Origin of the sequence: Micromonospora sp. WMMD735, from assembly GCF_049178995.1 — a bacterium.
GTDB classification, from domain to species: Bacteria; Actinomycetota; Actinomycetes; order Mycobacteriales; family Micromonosporaceae; genus Micromonospora; species Micromonospora wenchangensis.
In genome coordinates, this window is record NZ_JBMHMJ010000002.1 from 5,100,457 (window position 1) to 5,115,262 (window position 14,806).

Sequence of the window (14,806 nt, forward strand, 5' to 3'; positions counted from 1 at the left end):
ACCCGAACATCCGCCCGCCCCACACTATCGACGCGCGGTCAGCCTACGGGGGACGGGCGCGGCGGGTCCATCTTCGTTATCCGGACGGTTGGGTGGTCCCCGCCCGTCGGCCAGCCCACCACGCCGCGCGGCACTCCGCACCGACAGGTCAGGGTCAGCGGACGCGCTTACGGCCTCCACGCGACCGCTTCGGCGCCATCTTCACGCCTGGGGTACGGACCACCCGCTCCCGGACGACCTTCACCACGGTGGTGGGCGGGTCGAGGAGTTCGGTGCCGCAGAGTCGTACCGTCGGTTCGCCTCCGCCCAGCGCGGCGACCGCCCCGGCATGCTCGACGATCTCGTCCGCCGCGGAGGCCCCCTTGAGGGCGATCAGTCGTCCACCGCGGACGACCAGGGGAAGGCACCAGGTGGCGAGCCGGTCCAGCGGTGCCACCGCGCGGGCGGTGACGACGTCGGCGGTGAACGGGCCGACACCGTTCGCTCCGGTGGCCGCCTCGTCGGCCCGCCCACGGAACACCCGGACGGTCCTGGCCAGTCCGAGCCGCTCCACCGCCTCGACGAGGAACGAGGTGCGCCGGGCCAGCGGCTCGACCAGTACGACGTTCAGGTCCGGACGGGCGATCGCCAGCACCACCCCGGGCAGGCCGGCACCGGAGCCGACGTCGATCACGCTGGCGTTCTCGGGGATCAGCTCGGCGACAGCCGCGCAGTTGAGCAGGTGCCGGTCCCAGATCCGAGGTGCCTCGCGGGGGCCGATCAGGCCGCGTACCACGCCGTCGGTGGCGAGCAGTTCGGCGTACCGGACGGCCAGGTCGAGCCGGTCCCCGAACAGCGTCCGCGCGGCGGCGGCCAGCTCGGTCGGGAGCGCGGCGTCCTGCGCCGAGGGTACGGGCCGATCGGGCGACGGCCCGGGTGGTGGTGCACCCGGGCCGGCAGCGGTATCGGTCGTGACGTCGTCGGTGGGCACCAGTTCAGTCCGCCGGCCGGACGACGATGCGCCGGGTCGGCTCGACACCCTCGGACTCGCTCTCCACACCGCTCATCGCGTTGACCACGTCATGTACGCACTTGCGCTCGAAGGCCGACATCGGCTCCAGCCGGACCGGCTCGCCGTGCTCCTTGACCTTCTCCACCGCGTTCTTGGCGACGGCGGCGAGTTCCTTGCGCCGGGTGGCGCGGTAGCCGCCCACGTCGAGCAGGAGCCGGCTCGGGGAACCGGTCTGCCGGAACACGGCCAGCCGGGCCAGCTCCTGGAGCGCCTCCAGGGTGGCACCCCGCTGACCGACGAGGTTCTGCAACCGGCCACCGACCACCTCGACGACCGGACGGCCGCCGGAGACCAGCTCGTCGATGTCGCCGTCGTAGTCGAGGATGTCGAGCAGGCCCTCGATGTAGTCGGCGGCGATCTCGCTCTGGGCGAACAACTCACCCTCACCGGCGGACTTCTTCTCCTTGCCGCCGTCGGCAGGCTCACCCTCACCGGTCGCGGCGGTCGGAACGGTCTCCTCGTCGAGCGAGGCGTCCGCGCTGGGGATGCTGGTGTCGGTCACGGTGTCATCTCCGTACTAGCTCGGCCGGACCGTCGGGTCCGTTGGTCTCCCGGGGCGGCCGGCGGATGGGGGCCGGCTCGACACGGGCACGTCTGGTGGGGGCGGTCCCGGCCGCCGCGTCGGGCGCGGCGGGTCCGGTCCGGCGCCGGCCGTCACGGCGGCTGCGCGGTACCGGAGGCTGCCGCCGGTCGTGCCGACGGCAGCCCGGCGGCTCAACCCTGGCGCTTGGCCGGGCCCTTCTTCGGGTTGACCGGCTTGGCACCGGGCTTCGGCCCGGCGACCTTCGGCGCGGCCGGCTTCGCCGGCACCTGCGCGACGGGCTTGTTCCGGTTGAGGAAACCACCGGACTTGGCCGGCTGCACCGGGTTGCGGCCACCTGGGGTCGTCGCCTTGCCGCCGGCGACCCCCTTGTTGGTCACCAGCGGCGGGAACTTGCGGAGCACCCACTGCTGCTGGCCGAGGGTGAACAGGTTGTTGGTGACCCAGTAGATGATCACACCGATCGGGAAGATCGAGCCGGAGACCAGCAGGGAGAGCGGGATGCCGTAGAGCATCAGCCGCTGGATCATCCGCTGCTGCGGGTCCTCGGCCCAGCCGGTCTTGAGGATCATCTGGCGGCTGGTCAGGTAGGTGGTGCCCATCATGACCAGGACCAGGATGCCGGCGATCACCTTCACGGTGGTGCCGTTCGCGCCCAGCCGGGCCAGTTCGTCGGCGGTGGAGCCGAACTTGCCGGCGATCGGGGCGGTGAAGATCTTCGCGCTGGAGGCGCTGTCGAACTGCTCGGCGGTCCAGCCGTAGAGGCTCTTGGCCTCCTTGGCCGGGTCGAGCCGGCGCAGCACGTGGAAGAGCCCCAGGAAGACCGGGATCTGGAGGAACATCGGAAGGCAGCCCATCAGCGGGTTGGCCTTTTCCTTCCGATAGAGCTCCATCATCTCCTTCTGGAGCGTCTCCCGGTCACCCTTGTGCTTCTCCTGGAGCTCCTTGACCTTCGGCTGGAGCGCCTGCATCGCCCGCTGGGACTTGATCTGCTTGACGAAGACCGGGAAGAGGATCACCCGGACGGTGACCACCAGGAAGACGATGGCGAGAATCCACGACCAGTTGGTGCCGAGGACCGCGTCGACCGGCACCCCGATGGCGTCCCACGCCGAGTGCCAGGTCAGCAGGATCCACGAGATCGCGTAGTAGATCCAGTCGAGACTCAATTCTCAGACTCCAGTCACGTCGGCGCGTCGGCGGCGGCCCGGCTCCGGCACCGGGTCGTGTCCACCAGGGTGGAAAGGGTGGCAGCGCGACAGCCGCCGGACCGTCAGGCCGGCTCCCCGCAACGCACCGTGACGGGTCACCGCCTCCAGGGCGTAGGCACTGCACGACGGGTAGAACCGGCAGCGGGCCGGCAACGCCGGACTTATCCAACGACGGTACGCGATGATAGGGCCACTGAGCATCCGGGCACCCATGCTCCGGCGCGGCGGCACGATCGGGCTGCTGCTCACCGCGACCTCCGGCCCCGGGGCTGCCGGGCGGCGGCGATGGCCGCGTCCAGGTCGCCCGCCAGCCGGGGGTACGGCGTCCCGGCCGCGGTGGGCAGGGCGCGTACCACCAGGGTGCTGCCGGCCGGCAGCTCGGCCAACCGCTCGCGGACCAGGTGCCGCAGCCGGCGGCGGACCTTGTTGCGGACCACGGCGGGACCGACGGCCTTGGACACGACGAAGCCGGCGCGGCTCGACTCGGAGATCAACTCCGGATCGGTGGTCCGCGCCGGCTCCGGCGGGGTTGTCCCGAGGGGTGTGGCCGCGGGTGTGGAGGTCGCCGGCACCGTCAGGTGGACGACGACGGCACCACGACCGACGCGTCGACCACCCCGGACCGCTGCGGCGAAGTCGGTGCTACGCCGCAGTCGCTGTGCGGCCGTCAGCACGACTGTCCACGTCCCCGGACCGGTCGGCCTCAGGCCGACAGGCGGGCGCGGCCCTTGGCGCGGCGGGTCGACAGGATGGCGCGGCCGGCCCGGGTGCGCATGCGCAGCCGGAAGCCGTGGGTCTTCGCGCGCCGGCGGTTGTTCGGCTGGTAGGTGCGCTTGCTCACGTCAGGCTCTCCGTTTTCGTACGTCCCCGGTGCGGGTTCGCCCGGGGTCGTTTGGTGGACCAGACCACCTCGGCGGTGGCCTCCGATCGGCGCTGCCCGGCGGCACGGAACCTCGACGGGGCGAGGCGGCGACCACGGACAGCAAGCACCCATCACCCTAGCAGAGGGCGACAGAGCAGCCGCTCCAGCCTACGCAGGGGGGCAATGACCGTCAAACCACCCTGGGCTGCGGCTCCAGGGGGTCGCGGCACCGCCGATCCGGCGTCGCGTCCCGATCCTGACGGGGGCGTCGGTTGATGGCGGACAGCCGTCGCTGTTACCGTGCGCGTTTGCGGTCAGCTTCAGGTCCGGGTTGTCGTTCGGAGCGCAAGACCGGACCCGGCAGTGAATCGTTCGGCACGGTGAACCCGCTTCAACGCCCTCCCCGACAAGGGGGGCAGGTCCGACCCGCGTCCGGCGGGCGGCCACAATCGGTCGGTACACACAGGCTGTGGATAACTTGTGGATGCCGGCCGGTCAGCCGTCCGGTGGGTGAGAGGTACCACCCGCTCGAACGCGGTGGCGGGCCCGGCACGATCCGCTGGACCACAGCGGCGGCCGGGAGCAGAGGCGAGGGGGTGGCACGACGGTGGCCGGAACGATCGACCTTGCCGCGGTGTGGACCGCGGCGACGGACGAACTCGCCGACGAGATCATCTCCGCCCAGCAGCGCGCCTACCTCCGACTGACCCGGCTGCGGGCGATCGTCGAGGACACCGCGTTGCTGTCGGTGCCGGACGCCTTCACCCGGGACGTCATCGAGTCCCGGCTACGCCCGGCCATCACCGAGGCGCTCACCCGTCGGCTGGGCCGACCGATCCAGGTCGCGGTCACCGTCCGGATCGCCGAGGACGCCGCCGGGCGACCGGCCGGCACCGTCTACCGCAGCGGGCCCGAGGCCACCCCGGTGGTGACCGGACCGTCCGTCGACGACCATCCCGGTTACCGGCCGCAGGCATTCGACGAACCCGACCCGCCGTACCAGCAGGAGGCGGCACCGCCGTACCAGCGGGAGGCCCGGCCGCCGGAGCAGTCCGGGGCGGAGCCGCCGCCGGCCGGGCCGCCGGAGCGCGACGGGCACCGCCCGCCCCGGGTCCCGGCGAGCCGGGACGGCGGCCAGGACACCCTCTTCGGCGTCGCCTTCACCGAGCCGCCACCACCGCACCACCCCGCCCCCGAGCGGCACGGTGCCGAGGAACGCCACCGACCCACCGGGCCGGACACCGACCCGCGCGGCTACGAGCCCGCGTACCGGGACCAGGGGCGCACGCCACGTGACCCGCAGGGTCCGCGCGGCCTGGCCCGCGACGGCGCCACCGACAGCGGGCCCGGTCGGGCCGGCGTCGACCACCGCCCCGGTGCCGGCGACCGACGCCCCGGCGGTACGGAGTCCGGTGGCAACCGGCTCAACCCGAAGTACATGTTCGAGACGTTCGTCATCGGCTCGTCCAACCGGTTCGCCCACGCGGCGAGCGTCGCGGTGGCCGAGTCACCGGCCAAGGCGTACAACCCGCTGTTCATCTACGGCAGCTCAGGGCTGGGCAAGACCCACCTGCTGCACGCGATCGGGCACTACGCCCAGACGCTCGGCAACGCCCGGTCGGTCCGGTACGTCTCGACCGAGGAGTTCACCAACGACTTCATCAACTCGCTGCGGGACGACAAGACCAGCGCGTTCCAGCGCCGCTACCGTGACGTCGACATCCTGCTGATCGACGACATCCAGTTCCTGGAGAACCGCGAGCGGACCCAGGAGGAGTTCTTCCACACCTTCAACACGCTGCACAACGCGAACAAGCAGATCGTGATCACGTCCGACCGCTCGCCGAAGCAGCTGGCGACGCTGGAGGACCGGCTGCGGACCCGCTTCGAGTGGGGGCTGCTGGCCGACATCCAGCCGCCCGACCTGGAGACCCGGATCGCGATCCTGCAGAAGAAGGCCGCCCAGGAGCGGCTGTACGCCCCACCGGACGTGCTGGAGTTCATCGCCTCCCGGGTGTCGAACTCGATCCGGGAACTGGAGGGGGCGCTGATCCGGGTCACCGCGTTCGCGAGCCTGACCCGCTCCAACGTCGAGCTGTCGCTGGCCGAGGAGGTGCTGCGGGACTTCATCCCCGACGGCGCCGGCCCGGAGATCACCGCCGACCAGATCATGGTCTCCACCTCCGAGTACTTCGGGGTGAGCCTGGAGGACCTGCGCGGGCACTCGCGCTCCCGGGTGCTGGTGAACGCCCGCCAGGTGGCCATGTACCTGTGCCGGGAGCTGACCGACCTGTCGCTGCCCCGGATCGGGCAGGCGTTCGGCGGACGAGACCACACCACGGTGATGCACGCCGACCGGAAGATCCGCCAGCAGATGGCGGAGCGGCGCTCGCTGTACAACCAGATCGCCGAGCTGACCAACCGGATCAAGCAGAACACCTGAGACGTACGCCACTCCCGCCGCACCACCGACGCCCGGCCGAGCCCCTCGGCCGGGCGTTTGCGTGCCGGTACGCCCCGGCAGGGTTGACCCTCGACCGGGTCGAGGGGCCACGATCGGCGCATGACGTCGTCTTCTTTGTCCACAGGACCACCCGGTTGTCCACACCCCCTGTTCCACAACCGGTGGATAACCACGCTCCGTCCGGAGCCGGTTACCCACAGACTGTGGACAAACCCTGGGGACAGTGCTGTGGACGGCTGGGGACAACCCCGTCGTTGTCCACCGACGACGGTGGGCCTGTGGGCAACCTGTTGAAGGTTCTGGGGACGACGGCGGTCCGGGCCCGACCGGTTGTCCACAGCGTTGGGGGTAAACCCGGTGGATTACCGGTGGACAACCGGTGGACAACGGTGGACAACTCTGGGGACACCGGGTGCCTGTGGACCACCGACCGGGTTTACCCCCCGGTTCTCCACAGCGAACCCACCGGTGGATAACGTGTCTGAGCTGCGAGGACGCGAGTTACCCACAGTTTGCACAGGTGCGATGAAGACGATGAGTTATCTCTTCTGAAGAATCAAAAACCAATCATCACCGTTGGACTTCCTGTGGATCGGGCCGCAGCGCTGCCGTCGGCAGTCACCCCGGCACCGGAAGCACGGGGTCGGGCGCACAGCCGATGCCCACGCGCCCTAAGGTGCGATGGGTACCCGCACGGTCGGGCGGGACGGTGGGCAGCGGTCGGCATGAGAGAGTTGTCGCTGACGTCGACGCGGAGGCATTGATGAAGTTCCGAGTGGAGCGCGACGCGCTCGCCGAAGCGGTGGCGTGGACCGCGAAGAGCCTGCCCAGCCGGCCGTCCGTACCGGTGCTCGCCGGGGTGATGCTGCGGGTCACCGACGGCAACCTCCAGGTCTCCGGCTTCGACTACGAGGTCTCCAGCCAGGTGAGCGTCGAGGTGCAGGGCGACGCCGACGGGGCCGCCCTGGTCTCCGGCCGGCTGCTCGCCGAGATCACCAAGGCGCTGCCGGCCAAACCGGTGGACATCGCCGCGGTCGGCGCCCACCTGGAGCTCGTCTGTGGCAGCGCCCGGTTCACCCTGCCCACCATGCCGGTGGAGGACTACCCGGCCCTGCCGGAGATGCCGGAGAGCGCCGGCACCGTCGAGGCTGCCGCCTTCGCCGCCGCCGTCGGCCAGGTGGCCATCGCCGCCGGGCGCGACGAGACGCTGCCGATGATGACCGGCGTCCGGCTGGAACTCTCCGGTGGCACCCTGGCGATGCTCGCCACCGACCGCTACCGGCTCGCCCTGCGCGAGATGGAGTGGAACCCTGACGACCCCGAGATCAGCATCAACGCCCTCGTCCCCGCGCGCACCCTGAACGACACCGCCAAGGCGCTCGGTCCGCTCGGCGGCCAGGTGACCATGGCGCTGTCCCAGGGCGGTGCCGGCGAAGGCATGATCGGCTTCTCCGGCGGCACCCGCCGCACCACCAGCCGGCTGCTCGACGGAGCCAACTACCCGCCGGTCCGCTCGCTCTTCCCGGCCACCAGCAACGCCGAGGCCCGGGTGCCGGTGAGCACCCTGATCGAGGTGGTCAAGCGGGTCGCCCTGGTCGCCGAGCGGACCACCCCGGTACTGCTCAGTTTCAGCTCCGACGGCCTGGTCGTCGAGGCCGGCGGCACCGAGGAGGCCCGCGCCAGCGAGGCCATGGAGGCCACCTTCACCGGCGAGCCGCTGACCATCGGGTTCAACCCGCAGTACCTGATCGACGGCCTGGCCAACCTGGGGGCCCAGTACGCCCTGCTGCGCTTCGTGGACGCCTTCAAGCCGGCGGTGATTTCCCCCGCAGGTGAGGATGGCGAGGTCATCCCTGGGTACCGGTACCTCATCATGCCGATCCGCGTGTCCCGCTGATCGGCACCGGCAGCACCCGGACGCACGGAGGTAGGAGCAGATGCAGCTCGGCCTGGTAGGACTCGGCCGGATGGGCGGCAACATGCGCGAGCGGTTGCGCGCCGCCGGCCAGGAGGTCGTCGGCTACGACCGCAACGCCGACCGCAGTGACGTCGCGAGCCTCGCCGAACTGGCCGACAAGCTGCAGTCGCCCCGGGCGGTGTGGGTGATGGTCCCGGCCGCCGTGACCGACGCGACGATCGACGCGCTCGCCGAGGTGCTGGGCGAGGGCGACATCATCATCGACGGCGGCAACTCGCGGTTCAGCGACGACGCGCCCCGGGCCGCCCGGCTGGCCGAGCGGGGCATCGGGTACGTCGACGTCGGTGTCTCCGGCGGTGTCTGGGGCAACGTGAACGGCTACGCCCTGATGGTCGGCGGCGCGCAGGAGCACGTCGACCACCTGATGCCGATCTTCGAGGCGTTGAAGCCGGCCGGCGATCACGGCTTCGTGCACGCCGGCCCGGTCGGTGCCGGCCACTACGCCAAGATGGTGCACAACGGCATCGAGTACGGCCTGATGCACGCCTACGCCGAGGGCTTCGAGCTGCTCTCCGCCGCCGAGATGGTCACGAACGTGCCGGGGATCATCAAGTCCTGGCGGGAGGGCACGGTCGTCCAGTCCTGGCTGCTCGACCTGCTCGACCGCGCGTTGGACGAGGACCCGGACCTGGCCACGCTGACCGGGTACACCGACGACACCGGTGAGGGGCGCTGGACGGTCGACGAGGCGATCCGGCTGGCCGTCCCGCTCAACGTCATCACCGCCGCCCTGTTCGCCAGGTTCTCCTCCCGGCAGGACGACTCGCCCGCGATGAAGGCGGTCGCCGCGCTGCGCCAGCAGTTCGGCGGGCACGCCGTGCACAAGCGCTGAGCGGCATCCACAGGCTGTGTACGTCCGCCGGCTCGAACTGGTCGACTTCCGCTCGTACGAGCGGGTCGGCGTCGATCTGGAGCCGGGTCCGAACGTCCTGACCGGTGCGAACGGCGTCGGCAAGACCAACCTGGTCGAGGCGTTGGGTTACGTGGCGACCCTGGACTCGCACCGGGTCGCCACCGACGCCCCCCTGGTCCGGCTGGGCGCGACCGCCGCCGTGATCCGCTGTGCGGTGGTGCACGACGGCCGGGAGCTGCTGATCGAGCTGGAGATCGTCCCCGGTAAGGCCAACCGGGCCCGGCTCGGGCGCTCCCCGGCCCGGCGGGCCCGGGACGTGATCGGCGCGTTGCGGCTGGTGCTGTTCGCCCCGGAGGACCTGGAACTCGTCCGGGGCGACCCGGCGGAACGCCGCCGCTACCTCGACGACCTGCTGGTGCTCCGGCAGCCCCGGTACGCCGGGGTGCGCGCCGACTACGACCGGGTGGTCAAGCAGCGCAACGCCCTGCTGCGTACGGCGTACCTGGCCCGCAAGACGGGCGGGTCGCGTGGCGGTGACCTGTCGACCCTGGCGGTCTGGGACGCCCACCTGGCGCGGCACGGGGCCGAGCTGCTCGCCGGCCGGCTGGAACTGGTCGCCGCGCTCACCCCGCACGTGGCGAAGGCGTACGACGCGGTGGCGGCGGGGGCCGGGGCGGCGGGCATCGCGTACCGGCCATCGGTGGAGCTGACCGGGGTGGGCACCGACCGGGAGGTACTGGCTGGGGCGTTGACCGCCGCGCTGGTCGAATCCCGGTCGGCCGAGATCGAGCGGGGCACCACGCTGGTCGGGCCGCACCGTGACGACCTCGTGCTCACCCTCGGCCCGCTGCCCGCCAAGGGGTACGCCAGCCACGGCGAGTCCTGGTCGTACGCGCTGGCGCTGCGGCTGGCCGGGTACGACCTGCTGCGCGCCGACGGAATCGAACCGGTGCTGGTGCTCGACGACGTCTTCGCCGAGCTGGACGCGGGCCGCCGGGAGCGACTGGCCGAACTGGTCGGCGGGGCCGGTCAGCTCCTGGTCACCTGTGCGGTGGACGACGACGTCCCGGTGGCCCTGCGTGGCGCCCGGTACGCCGTCGGCGAGGGGACGGTCCGCCGTGTCGACTGAACCGGAGCAGCCCACCGGGTCGACGGGCCGCCCGGGGCGCACCACCCCGGGCGGGGCACGCGGTGCGCGTACCCCCGGGGGAGCTGGCGGGGGCGCAGAGGGTGCGCGGTCCCGACCGGCCGGGACCGGCGCGGACGCCGGGGCCGTTGGTGCGGAGGCCGCCTCCCCGGGCCGCGCCGAGGCCGCCGGTGGGCGGGCCGGTGGTGGTTCGGGTTCCGGCGGAGCGTCGGGTGCCGACGCCGGGGCGAGCGGACCGGAGCTGGCGCGGGCGGTGCTGGACGCGGCGCGGGCCCGGCGGGAGGCGGCGGCCCGCACCCGGCGACCGGGGGTGACCGGCGCGGCCGACGGCGGTGGCCGGCGGCTGCGGGGCTACTCCGGGCCGGGGCCGGACCCGCGTGACCCGCAGCCGTTGGGCGCGGTGCTGGAACGGCTGATGAAGGCGCGGGGCTGGCAGCAGCCGGCGGCCGAGGCGACCGTCTTCGGCGCCTGGGAGAAGGTCGTCGGGCCGGAGATCGCCCAGCACAGCCGTCCGGTCAAGCTGGAGGACGGCGAGCTGACCGTGGAGGCCCGCTCGACCGCGTGGGCCACCCAGTTGCGGCTGCTCGCCGGATCGCTGTTGAAGCGGATCGCCGGGGAGGTCGGCCACAACGTGGTCCGCAAGCTGCACATCCACGGGCCGGCGGCGCCGTCCTGGTCGCGGGGGCCGCGCCGGGTGCGCGGTCGGGGGCCGCGCGACACGTACGGCTGAGGTTCACCGTTCGGCGCGGCGGGCCTCCCGTTCGGCGCGTTTGCGTTCCCGCTGCTCGCGGCTCCACTGCTTGCGTCGTTCCAGGTCCTCTTTCCAGGCGTCGCGGGCCTGCCGGGAGCCGCCCTGCACCGCGCCGGCCACCTCCGGCGGACCGGCCAGGTTCTTGAACGCCCAGGCCAGGAGCCGGCCACCCTCGCCCGGGGCCTTGGCCGCCGGCTTGTCCTCGCTCATCGGCAACGACCCTTCCTTGAAGCTTGGTGTGCAAACAATTGGTACACCAAGCATTGGTAGCATCGCAACGGCGACGAGGAGGAACACGTGGACGGACAACCCGACGGGGATCCGCTGGCGCTGGAGGAGCAGGTCTGCTTCGCGCTCTCCGTCGCCGCCCGGGGCGTCGTCGCGGTCTACCGGCCGCTGCTGGAACCGATGGGGCTGACCCACCCGCAGTACCTGGTCATGCTGGCGCTCTGGCAGCACGCGCCGCTGTCGGTCCGGGAGCTGAGCCGACTGCTGCAACTCGACCCCGGCACCCTGTCGCCCCTGCTCAAGCGGCTGGAGGCGGCCGGCTACCTGCGCCGGGAACGGGACCCGGCCGACGAACGCAGCCTCGCCGTGTCGCTCACCGGGACCGGCCGGGCGCTGCGGGCACAGGCCGAGCAGATCCCCCCGGCGGTCGTCGCCCGGCTCGGACTGCCACTGGCCGAGCTACGCGACCTGCACGCGGCGCTGACCCGGGTGATCGCCGCCGCCAACGGCGCGGTGACCTCCGCACCGACGCCGGACAGCCCCTAGAGCCGGGACCCGCTCAGTGCTGCGGACCCGGACGACGACCGGGCTCGGCGTCGGCGTAGATCGCGAAGCCCCGGTCGGCGCAGCGCCGGTAGAAGGCGGCCAGCACCCCCAGCTCGGCGCAGGTGAAGTCCCACTGCGGCGGGTCGCCGTTCTCGTCGCGCAGCCGGTCGAGCCGACTGCCCAGCCAGCGCAACTGCTGCTCGGCCAGGCGGCCGTCACCGAGCAGCGCGCGGAGCACCTCGCTGACCGACTCGAAGGTCACCGCCTCGCCGTGCGGCCGGTGCTGGGCGACGAACTTCTCCACCCCGTCGGCGATCCAGGCGCAGCCGTCCGGGTCGATCACCGGATCCTCGTCCTCGGCGGCGGCGTCAGTGGCGTAGAGCACATTTTCCAGGCCGAGGATCAGGTCGACCAGCTCGGTGTACGCGGTCGCCCGGACCGTGCCGGTCTTGGCGATGTGCTCGGCGAGCGCGGCGGTCGGCGCGGAGATCCGGGGAATGTCGACGATCTCGCCGAAGTCGACGAACTCGGCCGGCGCGACCGGGTCGTAGAAGCGGCCGGTCCGCGGCCAGTGCACCGCGACATTGTCCAGCCCCATCTGGTGTCACCTCTCGAGAGCACGTGTCGGATCGATCGGGTCCATCGTCCCGGTTACGGGTGGAAAAGATCAAGACGAGCGACTTGGTCGCGCGCCGCAAAGCTACGGTATGACCACCGCCCGACGCGACCCCGCGCCACCCGGCGAGCCGGACTATCCGGTGGCGGCGGGCACGGAAACCGGGCCGGGGCGTGTAGGGGGAGTCGCGGACAGCGAGATTCGGCCCGCTACGAGGGTCTGAGCCGCCTTCAAGGGGTGCCGAGTGGCGGTTATGTCGTGTGCGCACAGTAAGATTGACGCTGAGACGACGACCTGACGCGGTGCGACGGACGGGGGCCCTCACCGGCCCTTGATCAACGTCCCGGGTCGGGTCTGGCCGATCGCGATCCGCGGGCAACCGCGGCGACCGGCGCGCACGATCTGCGACGGCCCTGTGGGGCCGTCACCCGTGCACGCCGACGTCGCGTCCTGTCCGCCGAACCCGCGCCCCCGCGCCCTCGGCGCGGACGGTGCGAGAAAGTGGCCGAGGGTGGCAGCGCAGGACAAGCAGGATTACGGCGCAGAGTCGATCACCGTCCTCGAGGGTCTGGAGGCGGTCCGCAAGCGACCCGGCATGTACATCGGGTCGACCGGCGAGCGTGGCCTGCACCACCTGGTGTGGGAGGTCGTGGACAACGCGGTGGACGAGGCGCTCGCCGGCTACTGCGACACCATCGACGTGGTGCTGCTCGCCGACGGCGGGGTCCGGGTCACCGACAACGGCCGTGGCTTTCCGGTCGACCTGCACCCGAAGCTCAAGAAGCCGGGTGTCGAGGTCGCGCTGACCGTGCTGCACGCGGGCGGCAAGTTCGACGGCAAGGCGTACGCGGTCTCCGGTGGTCTGCACGGCGTCGGCGTCTCCGTGGTGAACGCCCTGTCCACCCGGATGGCCGTCGAGATCCACAAGTCCGGCCACGTGTGGCGGCAGCAGTACCACAACTCCAAGCCGGAGCCGCTGGACAAGGGTGAGACCACCGACCGCACCGGCTCGGCGGTCTCCTTCTGGCCCGACCCGGACGTCTTCGAGACGGTCGACTTCGACTTCCAGACCATCTACCGCCGCCTGCAGGAGATGGCCTTCCTCAACCGGGCCCTGTCCATCCACCTACTCGACGAGCGGGTCGCCGAGGGCGAGGAGGGCAAGCCCCGCGAGGTCACCTTCTTCTACGAGGGCGGCATCGCCGACTTCGTCAGGCACCTCAACGCCTCGAAGAACCCGATGCACAAGACGGTCGTCGAGTTCGCCGCCGAGGAAGAGGGCATGTCGGTCGAGATCGCCATGCAGTGGAACGAGTCGTACGGCGAGTCGGTCTACACCTTCGCCAACACGATCAACACGCACGAGGGCGGCACCCACGAGGAGGGTTTCCGGGCGGCGCTGACCAGCGTGGTCAACCGCTACGGCACCGACCGCAAGCTGCTCAAGGGCGACGAGAAGCTCTCCGGCGAGGACATCCGCGAGGGGCTGGCCGCGATCATCTCGGTCAAGCTGGCCAACCCGCAGTTCGAGGGCCAGACCAAGACCAAGCTGGGCAACACCCCGGTCAAGAGCTTCGTGCAGCGGGTCTGCAACGACCGGCTGGTCGACTGGTTCGACCGCAACCCGGCCGAGGCCAAGACGATCATCCAGAAGGCGTCCCAGGCGGCGCGGGCCCGGATCGCCGCCCAGCAGGCGCGCAAGCTGGCCCGCCGCAAGTCGCTGTTGGAGTCCGGCTCGATGCCCGGCAAGCTGGCCGACTGCCAGTCCACCGACCCGCGCGAGTCCGAGGTCTTCATCGTCGAGGGCGACTCGGCCGGCGGCTCGGCCAAGCAGGGGCGCGACCCGCGTACCCAGGCGATCCTGCCGATCCGCGGCAAGATCCTCAACGTGGAGAAGGCCCGGATCGACCGGGTGCTCAAGAACAACGAGGTCCAGGCGCTGATCACCGCCCTGGGCACCGGCATCCACGACGATTTCGACATGGAGAAGCTGCGGTACCACAAGGTGGTGCTGATGGCCGACGCCGACGTCGACGGCCAGCACATCCAGACGCTCCTGCTCACCCTGCTGTTCCGCTTCATGCGGCCGCTGGTCGAGCTGGGGCACGTCTACCTGGCCGCCCCGCCGCTCTACAAGATCAAGTGGAACAAGAAGGGCGACGACGCCCAGTACGCGTACTCCGACCGGGAGCGGGACGGGCTGATCGCGCTGCGCCAGCAGAAGAAGCCCAACGCCAAGCCGGACGACATCCAGCGGTTCAAGGGTCTCGGCGAGATGAACTATCCCGAGCTGTGGGAGACCACGATGAACCCGGCCACCCGGACGCTGCGTCAGGTCACCCTCGACGACGCCGCGACCGCCGACGAACTGTTCAGCGTGCTGATGGGTGAGGACGTCGAGGCACGCCGCTCGTTCATCCAGCGCAACGCCAAGGATGTGCGGTTCCTCGACATCTGACGGCACGGTCGGCCGGTGCTCCACCGGCCGACCGTCGTCCACCGGGTTATCCACAGCCTGGCCGGTTTCCACAGCGTTATCCACAGCACGAACACGACTC

Annotated in this window: 15 protein-coding genes; 7 read left to right on the plus strand and 8 right to left on the minus strand. The window is 71.4% G+C overall.

Annotated features, from left to right (window positions below):
* Nucleotides 1-154: 154 nt before the first annotated feature.
* The 6 genes from rsmG to rpmH form a co-directional block, all read right to left on the minus strand.
* On the minus strand, nt 155-856 hold the full coding sequence (gene rsmG, locus ACN268_RS22005) for a 16S rRNA (guanine(527)-N(7))-methyltransferase RsmG (RefSeq protein ID WP_421486959.1): 702 nt from the start codon (nt 854-856) through the stop codon (nt 155-157).
* Nucleotides 857-974: 118 nt separating this feature from the next.
* A complete protein-coding gene (locus ACN268_RS22010; RefSeq protein ID WP_208565172.1) occupies nt 975-1,553 on the minus strand; it encodes a protein jag in 579 nt (192 codons plus the stop codon).
* Nucleotides 1,554-1,765: 212 nt separating this feature from the next.
* The gene (yidC, locus tag ACN268_RS22015; RefSeq protein WP_204925522.1) at nt 1,766-2,761 is read right to left on the minus strand and encodes a membrane protein insertase YidC; all 996 of its coding nucleotides are present in this window, start codon (nt 2,759-2,761) and stop codon (nt 1,766-1,768) included.
* A 3-nt stretch (nt 2,762-2,764) separates the two neighbouring features.
* The gene (gene yidD / locus ACN268_RS22020; protein WP_204925644.1) at nt 2,765-3,004 is read right to left on the minus strand and encodes a membrane protein insertion efficiency factor YidD; all 240 of its coding nucleotides are present in this window, start codon (nt 3,002-3,004) and stop codon (nt 2,765-2,767) included.
* A 44-nt stretch (nt 3,005-3,048) separates the two neighbouring features.
* Nucleotides 3,049-3,477 carry a ribonuclease P protein component gene (gene rnpA, locus ACN268_RS22025; RefSeq protein ID WP_421484814.1) on the minus strand — a complete coding sequence of 143 codons (429 nt, stop codon included), beginning with the start codon at nt 3,475-3,477 and terminating at the stop codon, nt 3,049-3,051.
* Nucleotides 3,478-3,506: 29 nt separating this feature from the next.
* Complete coding sequence (gene rpmH, locus ACN268_RS22030) at nt 3,507-3,644, minus strand: 50S ribosomal protein L34 (protein ID WP_007073824.1); 138 nt, start codon at nt 3,642-3,644, stop codon at nt 3,507-3,509.
* 655 nt (nt 3,645-4,299) lie between these two features.
* On the opposite strand from rpmH, the gene dnaA reads away from it, so the two are divergent.
* The 5 genes from dnaA (at nt 4,300) to ACN268_RS22055 (ending at nt 10,837) form a co-directional block, all read left to right on the plus strand.
* Entirely contained in the window at nt 4,300-6,108 is a 1,809-nt protein-coding gene (dnaA, locus tag ACN268_RS22035; RefSeq protein ID WP_421486960.1) for a chromosomal replication initiator protein DnaA, read from the plus strand.
* A 784-nt stretch (nt 6,109-6,892) separates the two neighbouring features.
* Nucleotides 6,893-8,026, plus strand: a complete 1,134-nt coding sequence (gene dnaN / locus ACN268_RS22040) for a DNA polymerase III subunit beta (RefSeq protein ID WP_421484815.1) — start codon at nt 6,893-6,895, stop codon at nt 8,024-8,026.
* Between the two features lie 40 nt (nt 8,027-8,066).
* A complete protein-coding gene (gene gnd / locus ACN268_RS22045) occupies nt 8,067-8,939 on the plus strand; it encodes a phosphogluconate dehydrogenase (NAD(+)-dependent, decarboxylating) (RefSeq protein ID WP_204925525.1) in 873 nt (290 codons plus the stop codon).
* 16 nt (nt 8,940-8,955) lie between these two features.
* Nucleotides 8,956-10,089: a DNA replication/repair protein RecF gene (gene recF / locus ACN268_RS22050; RefSeq protein ID WP_421484816.1), complete on the plus strand. Its 1,134-nt coding sequence runs from the start codon at nt 8,956-8,958 to the stop codon at nt 10,087-10,089.
* A complete protein-coding gene (locus ACN268_RS22055; RefSeq protein WP_421484817.1) occupies nt 10,079-10,837 on the plus strand; it encodes a DUF721 domain-containing protein in 759 nt (252 codons plus the stop codon). The genes recF and ACN268_RS22055 overlap by 11 nt, the downstream gene beginning before the upstream one ends.
* A gap of 3 nt (nt 10,838-10,840) precedes the next feature.
* On the opposite strand, the gene ACN268_RS22060 is transcribed toward ACN268_RS22055, so the two are convergent.
* A complete protein-coding gene (locus ACN268_RS22060) occupies nt 10,841-11,068 on the minus strand; it encodes a hypothetical protein (RefSeq protein ID WP_145917177.1) in 228 nt (75 codons plus the stop codon).
* Nucleotides 11,069-11,155: 87 nt separating this feature from the next.
* Between ACN268_RS22060 and ACN268_RS22065 the strand changes: the two genes are divergently transcribed.
* Nucleotides 11,156-11,632: a MarR family winged helix-turn-helix transcriptional regulator gene (locus ACN268_RS22065; RefSeq protein WP_421484818.1), complete on the plus strand. Its 477-nt coding sequence runs from the start codon at nt 11,156-11,158 to the stop codon at nt 11,630-11,632.
* 13 nt (nt 11,633-11,645) lie between these two features.
* Here the strand turns inward: ACN268_RS22065 and ACN268_RS22070 are convergent, their stop codons facing one another.
* Nucleotides 11,646-12,230 (minus strand): hypothetical protein, encoded by a 585-nt coding sequence (locus ACN268_RS22070; protein ID WP_421484819.1) that lies wholly within the window; start codon nt 12,228-12,230, stop codon nt 11,646-11,648.
* A gap of 529 nt (nt 12,231-12,759) precedes the next feature.
* Here ACN268_RS22070 and gyrB point away from each other — a divergent pair.
* Nucleotides 12,760-14,706, plus strand: coding sequence for a DNA topoisomerase (ATP-hydrolyzing) subunit B (gyrB, locus tag ACN268_RS22075; RefSeq protein ID WP_421484820.1), 1,947 nt, complete (start codon nt 12,760-12,762; stop codon nt 14,704-14,706).
* Nucleotides 14,707-14,806 lie beyond the last annotated feature (100 nt).

What these genes read in the sequence shown, in the direction of transcription:
- ACN268_RS22070 (WP_421484819.1), bottom strand. Translation starts at nt 12,230, where the DNA reads ATGGGGCTGGACAATGTCGCGGTGCACTGGCCGCGGACCGGCCGCTTC.
- ACN268_RS22060 (WP_145917177.1), bottom strand. Translation starts at nt 11,068, where the DNA reads ATGAGCGAGGACAAGCCGGCGGCCAAGGCCCCGGGCGAGGGTGGCCGG.
- dnaN (WP_421484815.1), top strand. Translation starts at nt 6,893, where the DNA reads ATGAAGTTCCGAGTGGAGCGCGACGCGCTCGCCGAAGCGGTGGCGTGG.
- gnd (WP_204925525.1), top strand. Translation starts at nt 8,067, where the DNA reads ATGCAGCTCGGCCTGGTAGGACTCGGCCGGATGGGCGGCAACATGCGC.
- yidD (WP_204925644.1), bottom strand. Translation starts at nt 3,004, where the DNA reads ATGCTCAGTGGCCCTATCATCGCGTACCGTCGTTGGATAAGTCCGGCG.